Origin of the sequence: Segatella copri (genome assembly GCF_019127135.1) — a bacterium.
In the GTDB taxonomy this organism is placed as follows: domain Bacteria; phylum Bacteroidota; class Bacteroidia; order Bacteroidales; family Bacteroidaceae; genus Prevotella.
On record NZ_JAHOEA010000028.1, the window covers coordinates 1 to 17,400 of the forward strand.

15 protein-coding genes and 1 pseudogene are annotated in these 17,400 nt (G+C 43.9%); 5 read left to right on the top strand and 11 right to left on the bottom strand.

What is annotated here, in order from left to right:
* From KSW37_RS08730 to KSW37_RS08765, 8 genes are all read right to left on the bottom strand, one after another.
* On the bottom strand, positions 1-730 hold a 730-nt coding region (locus KSW37_RS08730), incomplete at its 3' end, for a DUF6175 family protein (protein WP_217314193.1).
* A 13-nt stretch (positions 731-743) separates the two neighbouring features.
* Positions 744-1,202: a hypothetical protein gene (locus KSW37_RS08735; RefSeq protein ID WP_217314192.1), complete on the bottom strand. Its 459-nt coding sequence runs from the start codon at positions 1,200-1,202 to the stop codon at positions 744-746.
* Entirely contained in the window at positions 1,199-1,549 is a 351-nt protein-coding gene (locus KSW37_RS08740) for a hypothetical protein (RefSeq protein WP_217314191.1), read from the bottom strand. The genes KSW37_RS08735 and KSW37_RS08740 overlap by 4 nt, the downstream gene beginning before the upstream one ends.
* 758 nt (positions 1,550-2,307) lie before the next feature.
* A complete protein-coding gene (locus KSW37_RS08745) occupies positions 2,308-2,541 on the bottom strand; it encodes a type II toxin-antitoxin system HicB family antitoxin (RefSeq protein ID WP_217314190.1) in 234 nt (77 codons plus the stop codon).
* A 161-nt stretch (positions 2,542-2,702) separates the two neighbouring features.
* Entirely contained in the window at positions 2,703-3,224 is a 522-nt protein-coding gene (locus KSW37_RS08750) for a DUF6169 family protein (protein ID WP_217314189.1), read from the bottom strand.
* The gene (locus KSW37_RS08755; protein WP_006848289.1) at positions 3,218-3,373 is read right to left on the bottom strand and encodes a hypothetical protein; all 156 of its coding nucleotides are present in this window, start codon (positions 3,371-3,373) and stop codon (positions 3,218-3,220) included. Before KSW37_RS08755 ends, KSW37_RS08750 begins: the two co-directional genes overlap by 7 nt.
* Before the next feature lie 90 nt (positions 3,374-3,463).
* Positions 3,464-3,763 (bottom strand): nucleotidyltransferase family protein, encoded by a 300-nt coding sequence (locus KSW37_RS08760; RefSeq protein ID WP_022120702.1) that lies wholly within the window; start codon positions 3,761-3,763, stop codon positions 3,464-3,466.
* Positions 3,764-4,216: 453 nt separating this feature from the next.
* Positions 4,217-5,803: an ATP-binding protein gene (locus KSW37_RS08765; RefSeq protein WP_217314188.1), complete on the bottom strand. Its 1,587-nt coding sequence runs from the start codon at positions 5,801-5,803 to the stop codon at positions 4,217-4,219.
* Positions 5,804-6,039: 236 nt separating this feature from the next.
* On the opposite strand from KSW37_RS08765, the gene KSW37_RS08770 reads away from it, so the two are divergent.
* Together KSW37_RS08770 and KSW37_RS08775 are read left to right on the top strand one after the other, a co-directional pair.
* Positions 6,040-7,251: a dicarboxylate/amino acid:cation symporter gene (locus tag KSW37_RS08770; RefSeq protein WP_367397499.1), complete on the top strand. Its 1,212-nt coding sequence runs from the start codon at positions 6,040-6,042 to the stop codon at positions 7,249-7,251.
* A 418-nt stretch (positions 7,252-7,669) separates the two neighbouring features.
* The gene (locus KSW37_RS08775; protein WP_153122300.1) at positions 7,670-8,110 is read left to right on the top strand and encodes an Hsp20/alpha crystallin family protein; all 441 of its coding nucleotides are present in this window, start codon (positions 7,670-7,672) and stop codon (positions 8,108-8,110) included.
* 118 nt (positions 8,111-8,228) lie between these two features.
* On the opposite strand, the gene KSW37_RS08780 is transcribed toward KSW37_RS08775, so the two are convergent.
* The 3 genes from KSW37_RS08780 to KSW37_RS08790 all read right to left on the bottom strand — a co-directional run bounded on the left by KSW37_RS08780 (position 8,229) and on the right by KSW37_RS08790 (position 12,771).
* Positions 8,229-9,515, bottom strand: coding sequence for a hypothetical protein (locus tag KSW37_RS08780; RefSeq protein WP_153122299.1), 1,287 nt, complete (start codon positions 9,513-9,515; stop codon positions 8,229-8,231).
* Between the two features lie 46 nt (positions 9,516-9,561).
* Positions 9,562-11,199 (bottom strand): hypothetical protein, encoded by a 1,638-nt coding sequence (locus tag KSW37_RS08785; RefSeq protein ID WP_217314186.1) that lies wholly within the window; start codon positions 11,197-11,199, stop codon positions 9,562-9,564.
* 444 nt (positions 11,200-11,643) lie between these two features.
* On the bottom strand, positions 11,644-12,771 hold the full coding sequence (locus tag KSW37_RS08790; RefSeq protein WP_217314185.1) for an AraC family transcriptional regulator: 1,128 nt from the start codon (positions 12,769-12,771) through the stop codon (positions 11,644-11,646).
* Between the two features lie 150 nt (positions 12,772-12,921).
* Here KSW37_RS08790 and KSW37_RS16000 point away from each other — a divergent pair.
* The 3 genes and pseudogenes from KSW37_RS16000 to KSW37_RS08800 all read left to right on the top strand — a co-directional run.
* Positions 12,922-13,053 (top strand): annotated as a pseudogene (locus tag KSW37_RS16000) (IS1380 family transposase); the annotation flags it as partial.
* A 96-nt stretch (positions 13,054-13,149) separates the two neighbouring features.
* Positions 13,150-14,205, top strand: coding sequence for an efflux RND transporter periplasmic adaptor subunit (locus KSW37_RS08795; protein ID WP_218417509.1), 1,056 nt, complete (start codon positions 13,150-13,152; stop codon positions 14,203-14,205).
* Positions 14,206-14,225: 20 nt separating this feature from the next.
* Complete coding sequence (locus KSW37_RS08800; RefSeq protein WP_217314184.1) at positions 14,226-17,378, top strand: efflux RND transporter permease subunit; 3,153 nt, start codon at positions 14,226-14,228, stop codon at positions 17,376-17,378.
* Positions 17,379-17,400 lie beyond the last annotated feature (22 nt).

Below are 17,400 nucleotides of genomic sequence, written 5' to 3' on the forward strand. Positions count from 1 at the left end.
CAGCCATCCAATTTTCAATAACTTCTGAAAGTTCAGAACCACCATATTCGCTCTCAAGATTAATCCCAGATCCGTTATCAAATACTCCAATTTCAATAACGACCTCTCGTCCATTTTCTCTACAGTCGTCAAAATAAGCTTGCAACCTTGAAATAAAGTTGTCCATATGACCCACTACTGCCTCCTCCAGCAATACGGGGATTTCCGAGGTAAATGTTGGAGTACCAGTACCATCTACACCCGCAACTTGTTTGCCCGTATAAGCATCTAGTGCTCGTAAATTGTATGTTACGCTATGCTTCGGTCCTACAGTATTGTAGGAAAAATCAACTTCGATAAGAATATCTGCTTTTGCCTGTCGGTTAAGCTCATCAAGAGCCGTAACAACCAAAGAACTACCTGAAGTTTTCGATGTTGTAAGAGTATTCCTTGCAGTCCGTCTTATATTATTCTTGATTGTTTGTGACAAATCCGCAAGAGGGAAACCACGATCAGACATGAGAGAGTTGATTTTAGAGATTACCAACATGAGTTCCCTGCTATCCTGCACGGCTTGCTCATAATTAGGTGCTCCTTTAATTTCTCCTTGATTTTCATACACATTCCAAAAACCGCGCTCTTGACACCATGTATCCATTGGAACGACCATGATTTTCGGGTTCTTACCTTGGGCAAAAACAGTGCATGCCACTACGAACATTAAGAATGTATAAATGAGTCTTAATTTCATATCTCCTAGTTTTTTATAAACCTAACTTTCTTACAATACCAGCATTTTCGAGATTTTTTCTTAACGCTTCCTTGGCGACTACAACAATAGCCTTTACACGAAAACGCTTTCCCACTTTAACTATCTGAATGGGTTGAGTTGTGTTCGTATATGTATCGAATTGTTCGCTTATCAGTTTGTCAAAGTATTCACAATGTTCTTCAGCTTGAGACGGAGAAGAAATGATTGGCTTTTGGAAAAATCGTTCCACAGCAAATCCTTTAAACAAGCAACCGAGGATAGCGCACTTCTTCGCAACATCAATCGTTGCTTCCTTCTTTTTATCTACCAATGCAGATACCTCTACTAAGTAATATCCTTCCTTCGCTATCGCTACTCCTACTATATCGTATTCGTAGTTTGGGAGGGCTGATTTTGCGAAACAGATAGAAGTAATCCATAACGCAAGCAACAAAGATGATAACCTTTTCATTTTTTTAATATTTTAGTTATTATTTCTTGTATCTCATTTTCTGAAAAATAATTCTTCATGAAATATACTGGTTTATCATTTCTCCAAACTATAATATCCATTGGGTGTCCATCATGCTTATAATCATTTTGTTTCTCGATATTACTCTGGACTAGTTTTTTAATTTGCTCATCTAACTGAGTGTCGCCTTCTCTACACAGCTTATTATTTCGGGTTATTACATGATTGTGCATAACAAAGTATTTATAAAGATAGCTTTCTTCTGAAAGAAGAAATGAACGAACAATAGATTTATAGCTGTATGTTACGTTGATTGTGAAAGGATTTTCCATCTTGGTATTCTCCATTTTATATGTCCTTAAATACCTTCTCGAAACCTCAGAAAAGAATAAAACTTAAATTAATGATAACTACAAAACGAAAAACGTAGGCTTCCATCACTACTCGTCTGGCTCTTCGGTCCTAGGAAAACCTGCTTGCTGACTTGTAGAATGTCTGCCTACGCTAGTATGTAGCATATACCTCCGGAAAAAGTGTGCCTTGAGGATATAATATACCCTCACGCACACACCCCGGGATACATTGTTATTTTGCATACCCGTAACATTCATTTCTGACATTGTCCTCAGCAAGCGATTTGAATTTCCTAGGTTCAAGAAGCCTAAAGACAAAGCATCGATGACGCTTTTACATTATGTAGTGTCCAAACCAATAGCGCATTCTTTTAAGATGACACAACGTGGTCCACGACGCTGCAAAGATACATATTTTCCATCAAATAAGAGAAAGAACTTCTAAAAAAATGTATTCAGACTGCTAATTTGGGCTAAAATAACCCAAATACTCCCTTTGATTTAGGATATTCTACTAAAAAAGAGGCATCATTGACAGAAACTTCCTACTTTTACATCAACAGAATCTGCCACCCCTCTCGTCTAAACAGCTAACTAGAATGGTTCTTTTATTATATAAGTGTATAATTAGACTATATACAAAGCATCCACTATCCATAGTTGATCAAATTCTACTCCTTTGAGACTGGAAACGGATGCTTGACAATATTCATCAAGCATCCGTTTTACAAAAATAGGACACACAACTAATCTTACCTTATAATATTATACACGAACTCATAATCGCCATTCTTCAGCCATTCGGGAACATCTTCCCCATTTTCCACAAGACCTTCAATATGAAACTCCAAACTATCCTTTGCTTCTTTTTGCAAAGCATCAAAGTTTGGCGCTGTAAAAACCACCGCTCCAGGTACATTACTACCAAGAGAACCGCCATAATTTCTGTCGCACCACACAACGTCAACAATAATCTTTTCCATCATGTGCTACTTTAGATTTTGCAAATCTCCCCACAAACTCAGTATATTAGAAGCAAACCATACAAACTGTGCAGAGATATATGCAACATATGATGAGATAACCGCTCTGATAAATTATCGAAAACGGTGACTCATCTGCCTTATACAGCCTTATTGCCAACAAATCATTCTTCGTACTCCTCAGGTTTAGCATTCAGCAAATTGACAGTCGCCATAAACTCGCTTACCAAATTCGCAAACTGAGGATTATCCTTACGAATTATTAGAGCTGCATAATTATCATTCCCCTCTTCATCTGTTATCGTCTGAGGTAGAAAAACATATTCCTCGCGTTCTCCATAAATTCCAAACCAATATTGAAATAAGCGATTACGCATCTTCTGCATTCCACCACTCGTATCACAGATATAAAGAAATGCAGCTTGATTCTTAGCAAAGAATTCTTCAACGATAGCAAGAATAGTCTCTCGCACTTTTGGGTCACGAGGCGACTTTACTCTCTTAGGATTTGAGATACCAAACTGGTAAACCAAACCTTCATGAAGCAATTCGTCTCTCTCAAATGTTACAAAGATTTCTGCATCGTAATCTGTAATGAAACACAACGTATCACCAGCATCTGCCAACTTGACCTCATAAGGAGAATTGGCATTTATCGTGTCTAGAGACAAAGTTTCGACTACCATACTTCTATCCCAATAGGTTCTTTACCTGTACGTTCAAGACAACTATTCCTTACCAAGGTTTCTAGCTTTTCAACCATTTTACGTTTGGTTTCCTTAGAAGCATTCCAACGACGCAACGCTTCTTCTCTTGTTAACTTTGTTGTATTCATTCTTTATTCCTCCATTTTTAGTTCAAATTACAGCTGCAAAGATACAACATTCTAGTGTAAACGCCAAAGAAATAAGAGAAAATCTTTATTTTATCGTATTACATAGATTCCATCCCGTTCAATTCTTGATTTAAAGAAAGGATTCATGTTTTTGTGAATACGCACTACATCAACTGAGCACTTGAACAATCCCTCTAAGAATTCTTTCAAGTCGGCCAATAAAAAAGGATTAGGAGTTTCTGTTTCTACACAAATATCCAAATCGCTTTGCTCTGTTTGCTCATTTCGTGATACGGAACCAAAAATGCGCAAGGTCTTGATTCCAAAATCTTTAGTAATCTTGGAACTATTTTGCCTTATTATTGCTATATAATCTTGAACTGTTCTCATAACACTTATCTTTTAACATCATACCTCCCGTCAATATTTATAACCAAAATTCATATACCTACAAGTTTGGAATCTAGCGATAAAAACAAGAGGATTGAGAGGCTGGGATTCCTTGTTTTCTGCTCTATATTAAGAACAAGACCTATAGTTGTACGACTATAAAGTTACAGTTGTACGACTATACATGCTATGGTTGTACGACTGCAGAGTTATGGTTGTACAACTATAGGGGTTATAGTCGTACAACTATAGATTTTCCTCAACGGCATCTTCTTGTTAAGAAATTACAAGCATCTGATTATCAATAAGTTTCTATTCTTCTTCATATTTGCGATATTCTCAAAGAAACAATAAGCGTCTGAAAATACGAGAATCTCAGGCAAGCTAATGTAAAAAAGTTTCATTCTTAACAACGCCACATCACTACATCTTCGGGCTATTCTTACAGATTACCTACTTCATCTTCCACCCATCAATGGTTCCCGTCTTCGACGAGAAGTTGCAGCCTATCTGATAAATCTTTCTGCCATCTGCTGCATATTCCCTGGCATAGCCCATATCCTCTATCTGCTTCAGGGCTTCTTCAGCCGAACCATCACGCTTGAATTCGAAGATGTAGATATAGTTCTGGGTCTCAACCACACAATCTACCCTACCTTCGCTTTGCTGCTTTTCGATGAACACCGTGAAACAGCTGATCATTCTCAATACGAGATAGAAGGTGTATTGAAAATAACGCTCCTTCTCTCGCTCATCGTCCTTACGACGCTGGTTATAAGGAATGCTAGCAAAGAAGGATGTCATCAGATTCTCCAACTGATGGCAATCTCCCTTCGACATCACATCTATTACCAGAATAACCCAGGCATCCGTTGACTTCGATGGCTTCAGATAACTGGAAGCTACCAGCGTCAGGAAACCGCTCCTCACTTCATCATTCGGGAAATCCAGGAGATAGGAATCGGTATCCATATTCCAATCTTTAATGGTAAGATAACCGCTCTGATAAATCATCGGCAACGGTGCTTCCACATCCGCCTTGTAATCGATGAAACTACTCGTAGGATAAAACCTGTTCACCATCTCATTGATGTTCTCATCAAAATGAGACAATAGGCGAACAAGATAGGTTGGCGAACCGGTGCGGAACCAATAATCTGCCAGAATCTTCTTGCTCAAAGCATTCAAGATACTGAAAGGATTATAGATATCAAGCATATTAGGACTGAAGTGATAACCATCAAACTTCCTCTTCAGTTTGTATTTCATCCCTTCCTCCGTCGTCTTGTATCTCACGGCCATCGCCTTGATTTGTTCATCAAAGGTAGAATACAATTCATCTTCCGTAATTCCACAAAGTGCCTCGTAATGCTCGTCCATACTGATGTCGTTAGGCTGATTGAAACCACTGAACACGCTTACTTGCGAGAACTTGGTGACACCCGTGAGCAAGACAAACTGTAGATTAGCATCGGCAGCCTTGAAGACACTATAGAAACCTTTCAAGACCTCACGATTCCAATCTTCTAACAACCGTTCTTCACCCTTTATTGATGTTTTGATTTGTGTATCAAGCACATCCAATATTGGCTTATCATACTCATCAATTAAAACCACGGCACGAAGTCCTGTTTTCTCATGAGCAGCTTTCAATACATATTCAAAACGGCCTCCTAAGGAATCCCTGAAAGGACTTTTACCATATATCATCTCTTGCGATGCAACAAAGTTTTCTAATATGACCTCAAGTTCTCCAGGATTAGTGAAATTATTACCATTAAAGTCAAGATGAAATACAGGATATTGCTTCCATTCCTTCTCCAGCTTGTCGATGGCAAGCCCCTTGAACAGTTCCTTCTTACCCTCGAAATAGCATTTCAAGGTAGATACGAGCAATGACTTTCCAAATCGTCGAGGACGACTCAGAAAGTATATTTTACCATTAGTCACTAAGTCATAGACCAATGCCGTCTTATCGAGATAAACATAATCATCTTCTATGATTTGTTCGAAACTCTGTATGCCGATAGGATATTTCATATTGCTGCCTTTTTAAAATCTTTCGGCAAAGTTACAAAAAATAATGATACAAGCAAAGGAATAGCCCGAAAAAAATAACGAGATTGCAAAATACCATATTTGTGGGATTGCTGACAAGGAAAAAAAATAATACCTTTGCCTTTTGAAAATAATAGTTTAAAATCATGGTAGAAACAATGAATAATATTGGAAATAGACAGCCGGATAGCAATGCTGGCTGCAGTAAGCAAAAAGGAGTGAAAAATAAGCAAACCCGACAGTTGGCACTATGGATTGGCGCTTTGATAGTAGGCGCAATCTTAGGTATGTTCGGCATCAGCTGGCTGGATGGCCTGATGAATTTCATCGCCACGGTCTATACCCGCTTATTCCAGCTTCTGGCAGTACCAACCATAGCCTTGGCAGTCATCACAACCCTGGCATCCTTGGGCAACCAGGCAGATACCGGTAAGATATTCCGCCACGCCATCACCTACACCCTACTCACGACGATAGCAGCTGCAGCAGTGGGACTGGTGCTCTACAACATCGTTTCTCCAGGCAATTTACCTACAGCCTTGGTACAGAGCGGTATGGCAGATGTTCCCCAAAAGCTGGGAGAAACCAGCTATTATGACCATATTCTTGGGGTAATACCCAACAATATCATCAAGCCGTTTGCCGACGGAAATGTACTCTCCATCCTGATTTTGGCTGCAGCTGCAGGTATTGCTTTAACCAAAATGCCATCAAGCGATAAGAAAGAAGTCGTGATGAAGGGATTGTTTGGATTACAGGATCTGCTTTTCATGCTCATTCATGGATTAATCTGGGCTCTGCCTCTGGGTATCGTTGCCTTTGCAGCACAACTCTCAGCCCAGTTCTCTGCGGGTATCGTGATGGCTTCTCTAGGAAAGTACGTAGCTGTTATCCTGGGAGGTAATGTCATTCAATTCTTCATCATCCTTCCGTTCTTCCTCTTGGCAAGAGGCTTGAATCCTGTGCGTACATTGGGAAAGATGATGCCGGCAGTATTAATGGCTCTGTTTACAAAGAGTTCTGCTGCTACGTTGCCGGTGACGATGCAGACGGCAGAAGACAGACTGGGAGTTTCCAATCAGGTTTCCCGCTTCGTATTGCCTATCTGTACTACCATCAACATGAATGGTTGCGCTGCGTTTATCCTCGTAACCTCTTTATTCCTGATGCAGAATGGAGGAATGCCTTTACCTTGGACTACGATGATTCTCTGGCTCTTCATTTCAGTTATCTCAGCAGTGGGTAATGCAGGAGTGCCGATGGGATGTTATTTCTTGACCCTATCTCTGATGTCCGGCATCAATGCTCCTATCGGCATCATGGGTATCATCCTGCCAATCTATACCATTATCGACATGGTAGAGACGGCAGAGAATGTATGGTCAGACTCCTGTGTCTGCGCCATGGTGGATAAGGACTTGAAAGGATAGAGTCCACTTGAAAAAGTATTCTCATTAAAAGTTTAACATACATTCGTTCTTCAAGCAACAGACGGGAACAACTGAGGAGGGAAAACGGAATATTTTGGCAGAAATGATTAAATTAATTATACTTTCATGCCACTTTTGCAGCATTTATTGCCAGTTCTGGCAAAAACCGTTCACTCCTGATATAAAAATTCACCTGGCACATAACTTGCTAATACCTAAGATGAAAGCGGAAGCCGAAAGGGCAAGGGGAACGTTAAGAACCCTAAGCAATGGCATTTGAGGGTTTCTCGAAATCCTTGAGTCCTGAAAGCCGAAGCGTTCATTAAGAAAAAGGATAAATTAATAAACAATTAGAAATCCCGACAGAGCCAGAAGGCGAAGAGAGGACGAGAAAAATATAATTTGGAGGTTTTACATTATGTTGTTAGCTCGTAGAAATAATAGTGTTTCAAATTGGTTGAATAGTTGGTTTAATGACAACTTCTTCGATACTGAATTGATGCCACACATGAACGCCACTGCTCCTGCAGTCAACGTCAAGGAGGATGCTACAGCTTACACCATGGAGATTGCTGCACCTGGTTTGAAGAAGGATATGGTCAAGATGAACATTGATAAGGATGGTTATCTGAATGTATCTATCGAGAACAAGAACGAGAAGAAGGAGGAAAAGAAGGAAGAGCATTACCTGCGTCGTGAATTCTCTTACAGCAGCTACTCTCAGAGCTATGCTTTACCAGAGGATGCCAATCACGAGAAGATTTCTGCTGAGGTCAGCGATGGTGTCTTGAAGATTGAGATTCCTAAGGTAGCCAAGGAGGAGAAGAAAGACGATGTTAAGCACATTGAGGTAAAGTAATCACTCATAACGTGCTAAGCAGCTTTCGGGATGACATTTCATTGCACCCTAGAAAATAATTAAAACGGAGGGCTAGTCCTGATAATGGGCTAGCCCTTTTTTTGTGCCTTTGGGGTCATTACTGCAAGAAATCATCGTTGCTTACCTTTACACCAAGTGGTCCATAGTCGCCAAGAGCTTTGTGAGCAAGCTGCTTGTCGGGATCGGTCACATGGTCGATAGGTTCGCCAGTCTTATCCTTGTAAGCAGTAGGTGTCATGGTTGCGATGGAGTGTATCCATTTCCTGTCTGGAAGAATGTTCCTGTACATGACAGCCACAATCTCTCCGATAGGATTGCCGTCTATGTTCTTTTTCTCACTGTCCCAAACGAAGAGATTGACATATTCTCCGTTGGCATTCATTTCGTTCACCTTGCTCTGTATGGCTGATAGCTTAGGATTCTTTTTCAGGCAAACCACAAATGTTGCTTTCTTGCCATCGGCATAGCGAGCCTTCGCATCATATATAGACATATATGAGCGTGTGTCGCTTGCTGAGCCAATGCAGATAGACCAGTAACGTGTCACAGCTTTTCTGTATTCCTCAGGCTTTGTTGGCACTGTGGCCGGTATGAAGGAGAATGTGAGCACAGAGTCCTCGCGCAAGTGCGTTCTTCCATAAAGGTATGCCGTGGAGTTGTTTGGATAGTACATGCTAACTGGAGCAAGGAAGAATGGCATCTCCCTGTTTTCGTCGGATTTCTGTGTAAACACCTTCGATGTTATCTTATAGACATTTGATACAACGTGTTCTGGCACGTAGGTCTCATGCAAGTTCATGTCGAGTGCAGTGATGGCTGGCAGTTCTACTCCTGCGTATTCATCTTTTTGGCTTCCATCGGCAGTAGTGCCCAGGTAATGTCTGAGAACTACAGCTACTTTGTTCACACCTTCTTTAACTTTCACCACATTCTCTCCAAGTTTGTCTATTACGCTTTGTGACGTTCCGTTTGGCACCACATAGAGGGTGAAATAGTTCTTTCCAGAAGTGGTTGCGACGAAAGGATTCGTGCTTCCGTTATCTGCCGAGATGTCCTGGTCATCGATGCCTGCAAAAACGTCTCCTGTCTTATCATTGTATAGTGATATGCTGAAATATCTGCAATGAGGATATTCTCCTTTCAGGCATAGAATCTTGTCACTGTTTTTATCTATCTCATAGGTGTATTCCCAATAATTGGAATATAAGTCCGGGTATGCTCCGAGAACTTCACCATCACCTTTCAGGGTTGCGCCCCATTGCTCCTTAGGTGACACGGTAGGGATTTTTATATCGTTGTTGCTGTCGTCATCGGAACATGCGATGAATGTCATTGCCGTGATAAAACTTAGCAATGAGGTCATGATAATTTGCTTGATTTTCATACTTCCTGTTTTTTTAAATTAATATACTTTTTGTTCTCACTCTGTTTTACTTGATTTCCACTCTGAACGGTCCAGATACCGAGTTGTAGAGTAAGTCACCATTGTCAAAGAACTGTATGATGGCATATGCTCCATTGGCCCGATTGTCTTTGCCTAGGATTGTGCGGTGGCGTGTGGTGCCGGTGCGCCAGTCGAGTCCGGTTACTTCCCATCCTGTGGCATCGTTCCATCCACTTACGAATACCATTTCAGACGATGTGCTTACAGCAGGAATCATGCTTGGTGAACTGACGTCAGCACGTGTCCACTTAGCCTCCCACTTGTTCTCCTTTGTGTTCCAGCTCACGCATTCAACACCTCTAGGAGTCTCTATGGTAGGACCGATTGCCAGCACGCCTATAATCTTGTCGTTTATCTTTTCCGTTGTCTGGCTGATATTGTTCACCACAAAAGCGTCGTATCCTGCGGTTACTACGGATTGCTCCGACTGTACCCATTCGGTAGAGGCTGGTAATCCGCACGTTATGTCGAACGTTCCTGCCAAACGTTTGTTGCCGGAATCTACAGGCTTGGCATCGGCAGGTATGGCGTCACGCCAGAAAGCTACGAGTTTCATTCTCTTTGCTCCGTCTGTTAGCACTACGAGTTTGTCCTCGTCGTTGCCAAATCCCATTAGTGTAGGGGTTGCTCCTGTACCATATCCGAGCTTGATACATGGTGCCATTGGACCTCCGTCATACTCGGCTTTCCATGCTCCATCGCTCTCGCTGTCAGAGAACTTTCCATTCTTGCATATCAGCTTTTGCATGAGTCCCTTGCCGTTGGCCTCCTTGGCGTTGCTTGCCACATATACCCCGCCGTTCTCATCCACTGCTATTGAGTTCGTCAATATTTGGGTGCTTGCCAGTGGGTAGGTATCTTCTACCGTGGTCAACTCACGGTTGAGTACAACAAGAGCATTCTGTGCCGCCACGAGCAAATGTCCATCGTATGTCATGGTAGCTCCCACCAGCGTGTAAGAGTTGTTGATATACGGTGTGAGCTTAATCTGACTGTCTAGTTCTATGCCATCCTTCGGATTATTTGGGTTCTTCAGCTTGTATCTTGCCATGATATGTCCAGCATTGGTATATACATAGTTGTCCTTGTCGCACAACACATAGTTTCCATTGGCTATAGACATCTGTGGGGCAGCACCTAGCACTCCGGTTACGGCTGTTGCAAGTTCTGAGTAAGACGAGTAGCTGGATGTCAAGATATTGAGCTGTTCTTGATTCTTCATTGTTATTCCAGGCAAACCAGCTTCTGCGAGTCTTTCAAAATTGCCGTTGGATACGTCTATGATAGACACTCTGTCGCTGCTCATTCCCCACATATATTTTGGGGAAGTGGATGCGAGCGTCATGAGGTTCACAGGACCGCTGCTTGTTGTCTTGCATTTCGTCAGGTCGGCATAGAACGTGCCGTCCTTTACTTTTGCAGTGAAAGCATCGGTCTGAGCCGAATTGAAATGGGTGATGCTGTATTCCTCTTGTGCCAGCCAAGGGTTTGCCTTTGGCTTGGATAGTTCTGCCAGAGGAATGTTGGGATTTCCGTTTTCCCCATTGTTGTCATCGTCTGAACAAGCAGTAAACATCGCCGCTCCTATTGCGAGGATGAATAATGATAGATACGATTTTTTCATAATTATTTATTGTTTTAAAATGAATACTCGTTTTGTAACAACAATTCCGAACCTACCAAAAGAAGGAAGAACAACAGTATATAAATATAGAATTGTTCTTGCTTGACGAAATCAGCGAAACTGATTTTTTTTTTCCAATGATTCCCAAGATAGAGACGGTAGTCGCGTATCATCACAAGGATGAACACTATGATAATCACAGTCACGATCACTACAACAATCATGATGAGATTTTCATCTGAAATTGAAATGGTTGGTTCTGCTCTTGTCATTTTCATTATCTGTTATGTTATTGATTCGATTGCAAAAATAGCTTTTTTATTTTGAAAGTGATAGTAGCTTTCCTATGGTAGTTGTAGCTTTTCCACAAAAAAAGTAGTAGCTTTCCTAGGAAAACTACTACTTTTTAAATAGTATTTAATGTAAAATTACAAAAATTCATATTTAGATGGAGGCAAACTGTTGGCGCCATTGGCTAGGTGACATGCCCGTTTTCTGTTTGAATATACGATAAATCCATGTGTGGGATGAGAAACCGCACTCTGTGGAAATAGCGTCAATGCTATATTCGGGGTTGGCTTTCATCATGCGAACTGCCTCATTAAAGCGAATGTCGCTAAGCCAGGTTCTAAAATTGGTGTATTCTGACTGATTGAAGTATTCTGTCAATTCGATTTTCTTGTATCCCAACTTGGTAGCTAACGAATAGATGCTAACTTCATAGTCCTTATAACATCCCTCTTCACACCATTTCTTGAGGGCTAATTCTATTTCCATCTTTCTATTAGCTGTCAAGATATTTGTGCTATGAGTGTTCTTATCGTCATTTATGTCTTCTGCTTCCGTGACTTTTGCCTCTGCATCATTTTCATCAGAAATGACTCCTTTGGGTGTGATGTAATAGCCCATAGCAATGAAAGTGTGGACGAAAAAGATGACAGAGAGTAACATCAAGGGACCTATTATATATAATAAGGTATTGAAGAGGATTGCTACAGGCAGGAGTCCAGCAGTGAGGTATAGCAAAATGATGCTGGCTTGCGAATAGCGCACGTATGGAATCAAGTCACTTCCGAAATTTTCCATGAGCTTCTGCCTTTGGGTATTTGTTTCTTTGCGAATGACAAAAATAAAATATGCCATGCTAGCCACAAAAAGACCGAGCATCACATAGAGCATATTGCCAATGTGCAAACTACGATTTTGGAATATGCCAATGACGAAAACTAGGGCGATGAGTATATATGCCATCATACTACGCAAACAATGACGGCGCACTTTGCTGCCTGTACTCTCTATGTTGATGATGGAGAGAGTGATGGCAAATGCCACTGGGGTATAGAACAGTATGTTGAATGCTGCGCCCACATCGGTACCTTGTGCACGGAGTCCATGAACCATCTGCAAGAGGTAGTGGACGGAGAAGAATAGCATGGATGCAACAAGAAGCCATCTTGATATTTCGTAGCGCCACACCTTCCATCTCACCTGCAAACTTGCCATGGCTAATTGCAATGCCAGCATGGCTGTAATGACGCAACATACAAGTTGCAATATGAATAACGATGTCATAATATTGTTATAACCTTAATTCCACAACACTATTATAAATCAAACCTTTTAAGCCCCAGAACAACAAAAAGTTGCTCAGGATTTTGCCATGTGAGAATTTTCACTTATCTTAGTGTTGCGAAAAGAAAACAAGCAAAACTCTGACATAACATGGCAAAGATACAAATTAAATCTGAGAAACTCACTCCTTTTGGAGGATTTTTTCGGGTCATGGAGCAATTTGACTCCACATTGTCTTCTGTAATCGACTCAACCCTCGGTCTAAGGTGTAGATTGTTCGGTTGTTTTTTTATTTTTTTAATCCTATTTTTCCTATGCATTCAGCTAAAATTCATACCTTTGCATTATCTTTTCAAAAAACAACAAAATGTAATCAATATGAAACAGAAAGATGTTATAACGGGATGGCTTGTCGCATTCATTATCAGCTGTATGATGCTGGCGGGATGCACCGAAAAATCCAGGAAGCTAGAGAAGAAAAACGTGAAAGTTGAGACTATCTCCGTGGGGAATACAAATCTGGGGGGAACGAAAGACTATGTGGGAACCATCGAGGAAAAGATGGGATCTACACTCAGCTTCGAGATAGCCGGGAACATCACTTCCATACGGGTGGAAGAAGGAGATAGAGTGAGCAAGGGACAGCTGCTCGCCACCATCAACCCTACCACCGTGAAGGAGGCTCACCGGGCAACACTCACCACCCTGAAACAGGCGCAGGATGCCTACAGAAGATTCCTGCCCCTGCACCAGTCGGGAACCATCTCGGATATGAAATGGGTGGAGATAGAAAGCAAACTGGAACAGGCAAAGGCGGCTGAAAGCATCGCCCGCCAGCAACTCTCCCACTCTACCCTCACAGCTCCTTTTGCAGGTGTCATCGCTGCCAAGAACGTGGACTTGGGAACCTACGTGCTCCCCGGACAGCCTGTGCTGAAACTCGCCAATGTGGCACAAGTCAACGCCAAGGTATCCGTACCCGAAGCTGAAATATCTCATCTGCACGTGGGCGACAAGGTGAAACTGACGGTAGCCGCTCTTTCGGGTGCCATTTTCCGGGGAACGATTTCAGAAAAAGGCATCGATGCCAACCCCATCTCGCATACCTACGATGTCAAGGTGGGCATCACCAATCCGCAGGGCCGTCTGCTCCCAGGCATGGTATGCAACGCCCAGGTGCAGGGTAGCGCTGCTACCCCATCCCACATCACCGTTCCGCCACAAAGCATTGAACTGGATGTAGATAACTCCCGATTCGTATGGACCGTGGTAAACGGAAAGGCACATCAGCAACCCGTAACTACCGGCGATTTCGAAGGCGACGGCATCGTCATCCTTTCGGGACTGAAGGCTGGCGACCAGGTTATCATCAATGGCCAGCAGAAAGTTTCGGAAGGAATGAATGTAGATACAGCAAAAAGCGATAACCGATAAAAAAAGTGGAGGGAAAAGATATGAATCAAGAGACAAACAAGCCGGAGAGAGACACCGCCCTTCGCGACCACATCAAGGCACGCATCACCAGGAAGCCCAACCGCATCATCAAGCGCTCGTTCATCGAGTCGGCGATGTGCAACCACAACATCGTGATACTTCTGATGGGCATGCTCGTATTTCTAGGCATACTCGGCATCTGCATCATGCCCAAGCAGGAGATGCCGCAATTCACCATCAGGCAGGGTGCCTGCGTAGCCGTATATCCGGGCGCTACATCCGGAGAGGTGGAAGAACGGGTGGCTAAACCGCTGGAGAACTTCATCTTCGGATACAAGGAGGTGAACAAGAAAAAGACCTATACCCAGAGTAAGGACGGCATGCTGATCGTGTTCCTGGAACTCAACGACGACGTGGAGGACCGGGATGCCTTCTGGAGCAAGTTCAAGCATGGCCTGCAGGCCTTCAAGAGCTCCCTTCCTACGGGTGTCCTTGCCCTGCAGGCTGTGGATGACATCGCCGATACCTCTGCCCTGCTCATCACGATGGAAAGCAAGCAGAAAACCTATAGGGAACTGAATACATACATAGACCAGCTGAAGGACAGACTGCGCCGCATTGATGCCATCTCGAACCTGCGAACCTACGGACTGGAAAACGAACAGATAAGTATCTGCCTGGACCAGAACAAACTGGCCAAATACGGCATCGGCCCCTATAAGATTCTGAACGACCTTGCCCTGCAGGGCTTCACCACCGTGAGCGGAAACCTGGAGATGGGCAACCTCAACCTGCCCATCCACATCACCGACTCCTACAACAACGAGCGGGATGTGGCAGAACAAATCGTATATTCCGACCCCAAGGGCAACATCGTGCGCCTGAAGGACATCGCACAGATTAAAAGAGAATATCCGAAACTGAATAAATACATCAAGAGCAACGGCAACAAATGCGTGCTCCTATCCATTGAAATGCGACCGGGAAACGACATCGTGAAGATGGGAAGAGACGTACACAAGATGATGGATGATTTTGAACAGTCCCTGCCAGACGATGTACACATCAATACCATTACCGACCAGAGCAAGGTGGTAAGCGAATCGGTGCTAAACTTCCTGCGCGAGCTGCTCATATCGGTCATCTCCGTCATCATCGTGGTCATCCTGCTCATGCCGCGCCGCGTGGCAGAGGTATCAGCCCTCAGCATCCCTATCACCATCTTCTCGTCGTTGGGCATATTCTATCTTTTCGGCATGGAGCTGAACACCGTTACACTGGCTGCCCTCATAGTAACACTGGGTATGGTGGTGGATGATTCCGTGGTTATCATCGACAACTACATGGAGAAGCTGGGCCATGGCATGTCACGCTGGCATGCAGCCATCGCCGCTCCTAGAGAGTTCTTCATGTCGGTGCTTTCTGCCACGCTCAGCATCTCGCTCACCTTCTTCCCATTCCTCTTTACCATGCATGGCGACATGGGCGATTTCGTAAAATCATTCCCCTGGGCCATGTTCATCATCCTGAGCATCTCGCTCATGGTTTCGCTGCTGCTCACACCTTATTTACAGTATATGGTGATTCACCAGGGCATCAGCAGCCAGCACAAGCCCAACGCACGCAAAAAGCCACTCGACTATCTGCAGATGGGGTACACCTGGTTGCTGAAACGCTGTTTTGCCTTTCCACGCACCACCCTCGCCGTGGGCATCATGCTGGTGAGCACCGGAGCCATCATCTTCGTACATCTTCCGCAGAGAATGATGCCTATCGCCGAGAGAAACCAGTTTGCCGTAGAGTTCTATCTGCCTAGCGGAACCACCGCTGCAAGAACCGCACAGGTGGCAGATTCTATGGCCCACATTCTGCAGCGCGACCCGCAGGTAACAGCCGTAACCACGTTTGTTGGTCAGGGTTCACCCCGTTTCCACACCACCTATGCGCCACAGATTGGCGGTGAGAACTTTGCACAGTTTATCGTGAATACGGTAGATAACGATGCCACAGAAGAGGTACTCGACCGATATGTCGACCGATACTCCAACTATTTTCCCGACTGCTACATCCGCTTCAAGCAGATGGATTACAACAACGCCACCTACCCTATCGAAGTAAGAGTGAGCGGCGACAGCATGGGCGACCTGAAGGCTGCCGCCAGGAAGATAGAAGCCTGCATGCACAAGATAGAAGGCATCAACCTGATTCGTACCAACTACGAAGAGCCCCTGCCTGGCATCAGGGTAACTCCAGATGCCACCGAGGCCAACCGGCTGGGTGTGAACAAGACCATACTCTCTGCCGACCTTGCCATTCATTTTGGCGATGGCATCCCGATGGCCACCCTTTGGGAAGGCGACTATCCGGTGAAGATGGTTCTGAAATCGGAAAACGACAGCGACCTTGCCAATGAATACATCCCCGTGATGGGAGGAACATCGAGCGTTCCACTCCGCCAGCTGGCTAAGATTTCGCCCGACTGGCACGACGGCAGCATCATACGCAGAAACGGCGTGCGTACCATCTCTATCATAGGTGAACCTTTAAGGGGATTCAATGCCAACCGATTGGCCAACGAACTGAAGCAGGAAGTATCCAAACTCCCGCTAGATTCCAGTCTTGATTGGGAGATTGGCGGTATGGCAGAAAAGGATGCCGAAACCCTTCCTCAGGTTACATCGGGCGTGATGATTGCAGCCTTGATCATCTTCTTCATCCTGCTCTTCCATTTCAAGCGCATCAGTCTGGCACTGGTGAATCTCTCGTCCATGTCGCTCTGCATCTTCGGTGCAGCGATAGGCCTTCTGGTTACGGGTTTCGACGTGAGTCTTACCTGCATATTAGGCATTGTGAGCCTGATGGGTATCCTGGTAAGAAACGGCATCATCATGCTCGACTATGCCGAGGAACTGCGCCGCGACAAGGGGTTATCGGTAAAGGAAGCCGCCTTCCAGGCTGGCGAGCGCCGCATGCGCCCTATCTTCCTTACATCGGCAGCCGCCTCGGTAGGCGTACTGCCTATGATGGTAGAGAACAATACGCTGTGGTCGCCAATGGGAGCCGTTATCTTCTTCGGTACGCTTATCTCGATGGTACTCATCGCCACCATCCTGCCAGTGCTCTATTGGCTCGTGTTCGACAAGCACGGCAAGTATAGTTTGAGGAAGCAGTAACCACCCCTGTGTATTAAACACT

Bases quoted from the DNA above. Each gene is read 5' to 3' on its own strand.
- KSW37_RS08760 (WP_022120702.1), bottom strand. From the start codon at position 3,763: ATGAGAACAGTTCAAGATTATATAGCAATAATAAGGCAAAATAGTTCC.
- KSW37_RS08785 (WP_217314186.1), bottom strand. From the start codon at position 11,199: ATGAAAAAATCGTATCTATCATTATTCATCCTCGCAATAGGAGCGGCG.
- KSW37_RS08740 (WP_217314191.1), bottom strand. From the start codon at position 1,549: ATGGAGAATACCAAGATGGAAAATCCTTTCACAATCAACGTAACATAC.
- KSW37_RS08780 (WP_153122299.1), bottom strand. From the start codon at position 9,515: ATGAAAATCAAGCAAATTATCATGACCTCATTGCTAAGTTTTATCACG.
- KSW37_RS08750 (WP_217314189.1), bottom strand. From the start codon at position 3,224: ATGGTAGTCGAAACTTTGTCTCTAGACACGATAAATGCCAATTCTCCT.
- KSW37_RS08775 (WP_153122300.1), top strand. From the start codon at position 7,670: ATGTTGTTAGCTCGTAGAAATAATAGTGTTTCAAATTGGTTGAATAGT.
- KSW37_RS08735 (WP_217314192.1), bottom strand. From the start codon at position 1,202: ATGAAAAGGTTATCATCTTTGTTGCTTGCGTTATGGATTACTTCTATC.
- KSW37_RS08790 (WP_217314185.1), bottom strand. From the start codon at position 12,771: ATGACATCGTTATTCATATTGCAACTTGTATGTTGCGTCATTACAGCC.
- KSW37_RS08745 (WP_217314190.1), bottom strand. From the start codon at position 2,541: ATGATGGAAAAGATTATTGTTGACGTTGTGTGGTGCGACAGAAATTAT.
- KSW37_RS08755 (WP_006848289.1), bottom strand. From the start codon at position 3,373: ATGAATACAACAAAGTTAACAAGAGAAGAAGCGTTGCGTCGTTGGAAT.
- KSW37_RS08765 (WP_217314188.1), bottom strand. From the start codon at position 5,803: ATGAAATATCCTATCGGCATACAGAGTTTCGAACAAATCATAGAAGAT.
- KSW37_RS08800 (WP_217314184.1), top strand. From the start codon at position 14,226: ATGAATCAAGAGACAAACAAGCCGGAGAGAGACACCGCCCTTCGCGAC.
- KSW37_RS08795 (WP_218417509.1), top strand. From the start codon at position 13,150: ATGAAACAGAAAGATGTTATAACGGGATGGCTTGTCGCATTCATTATC.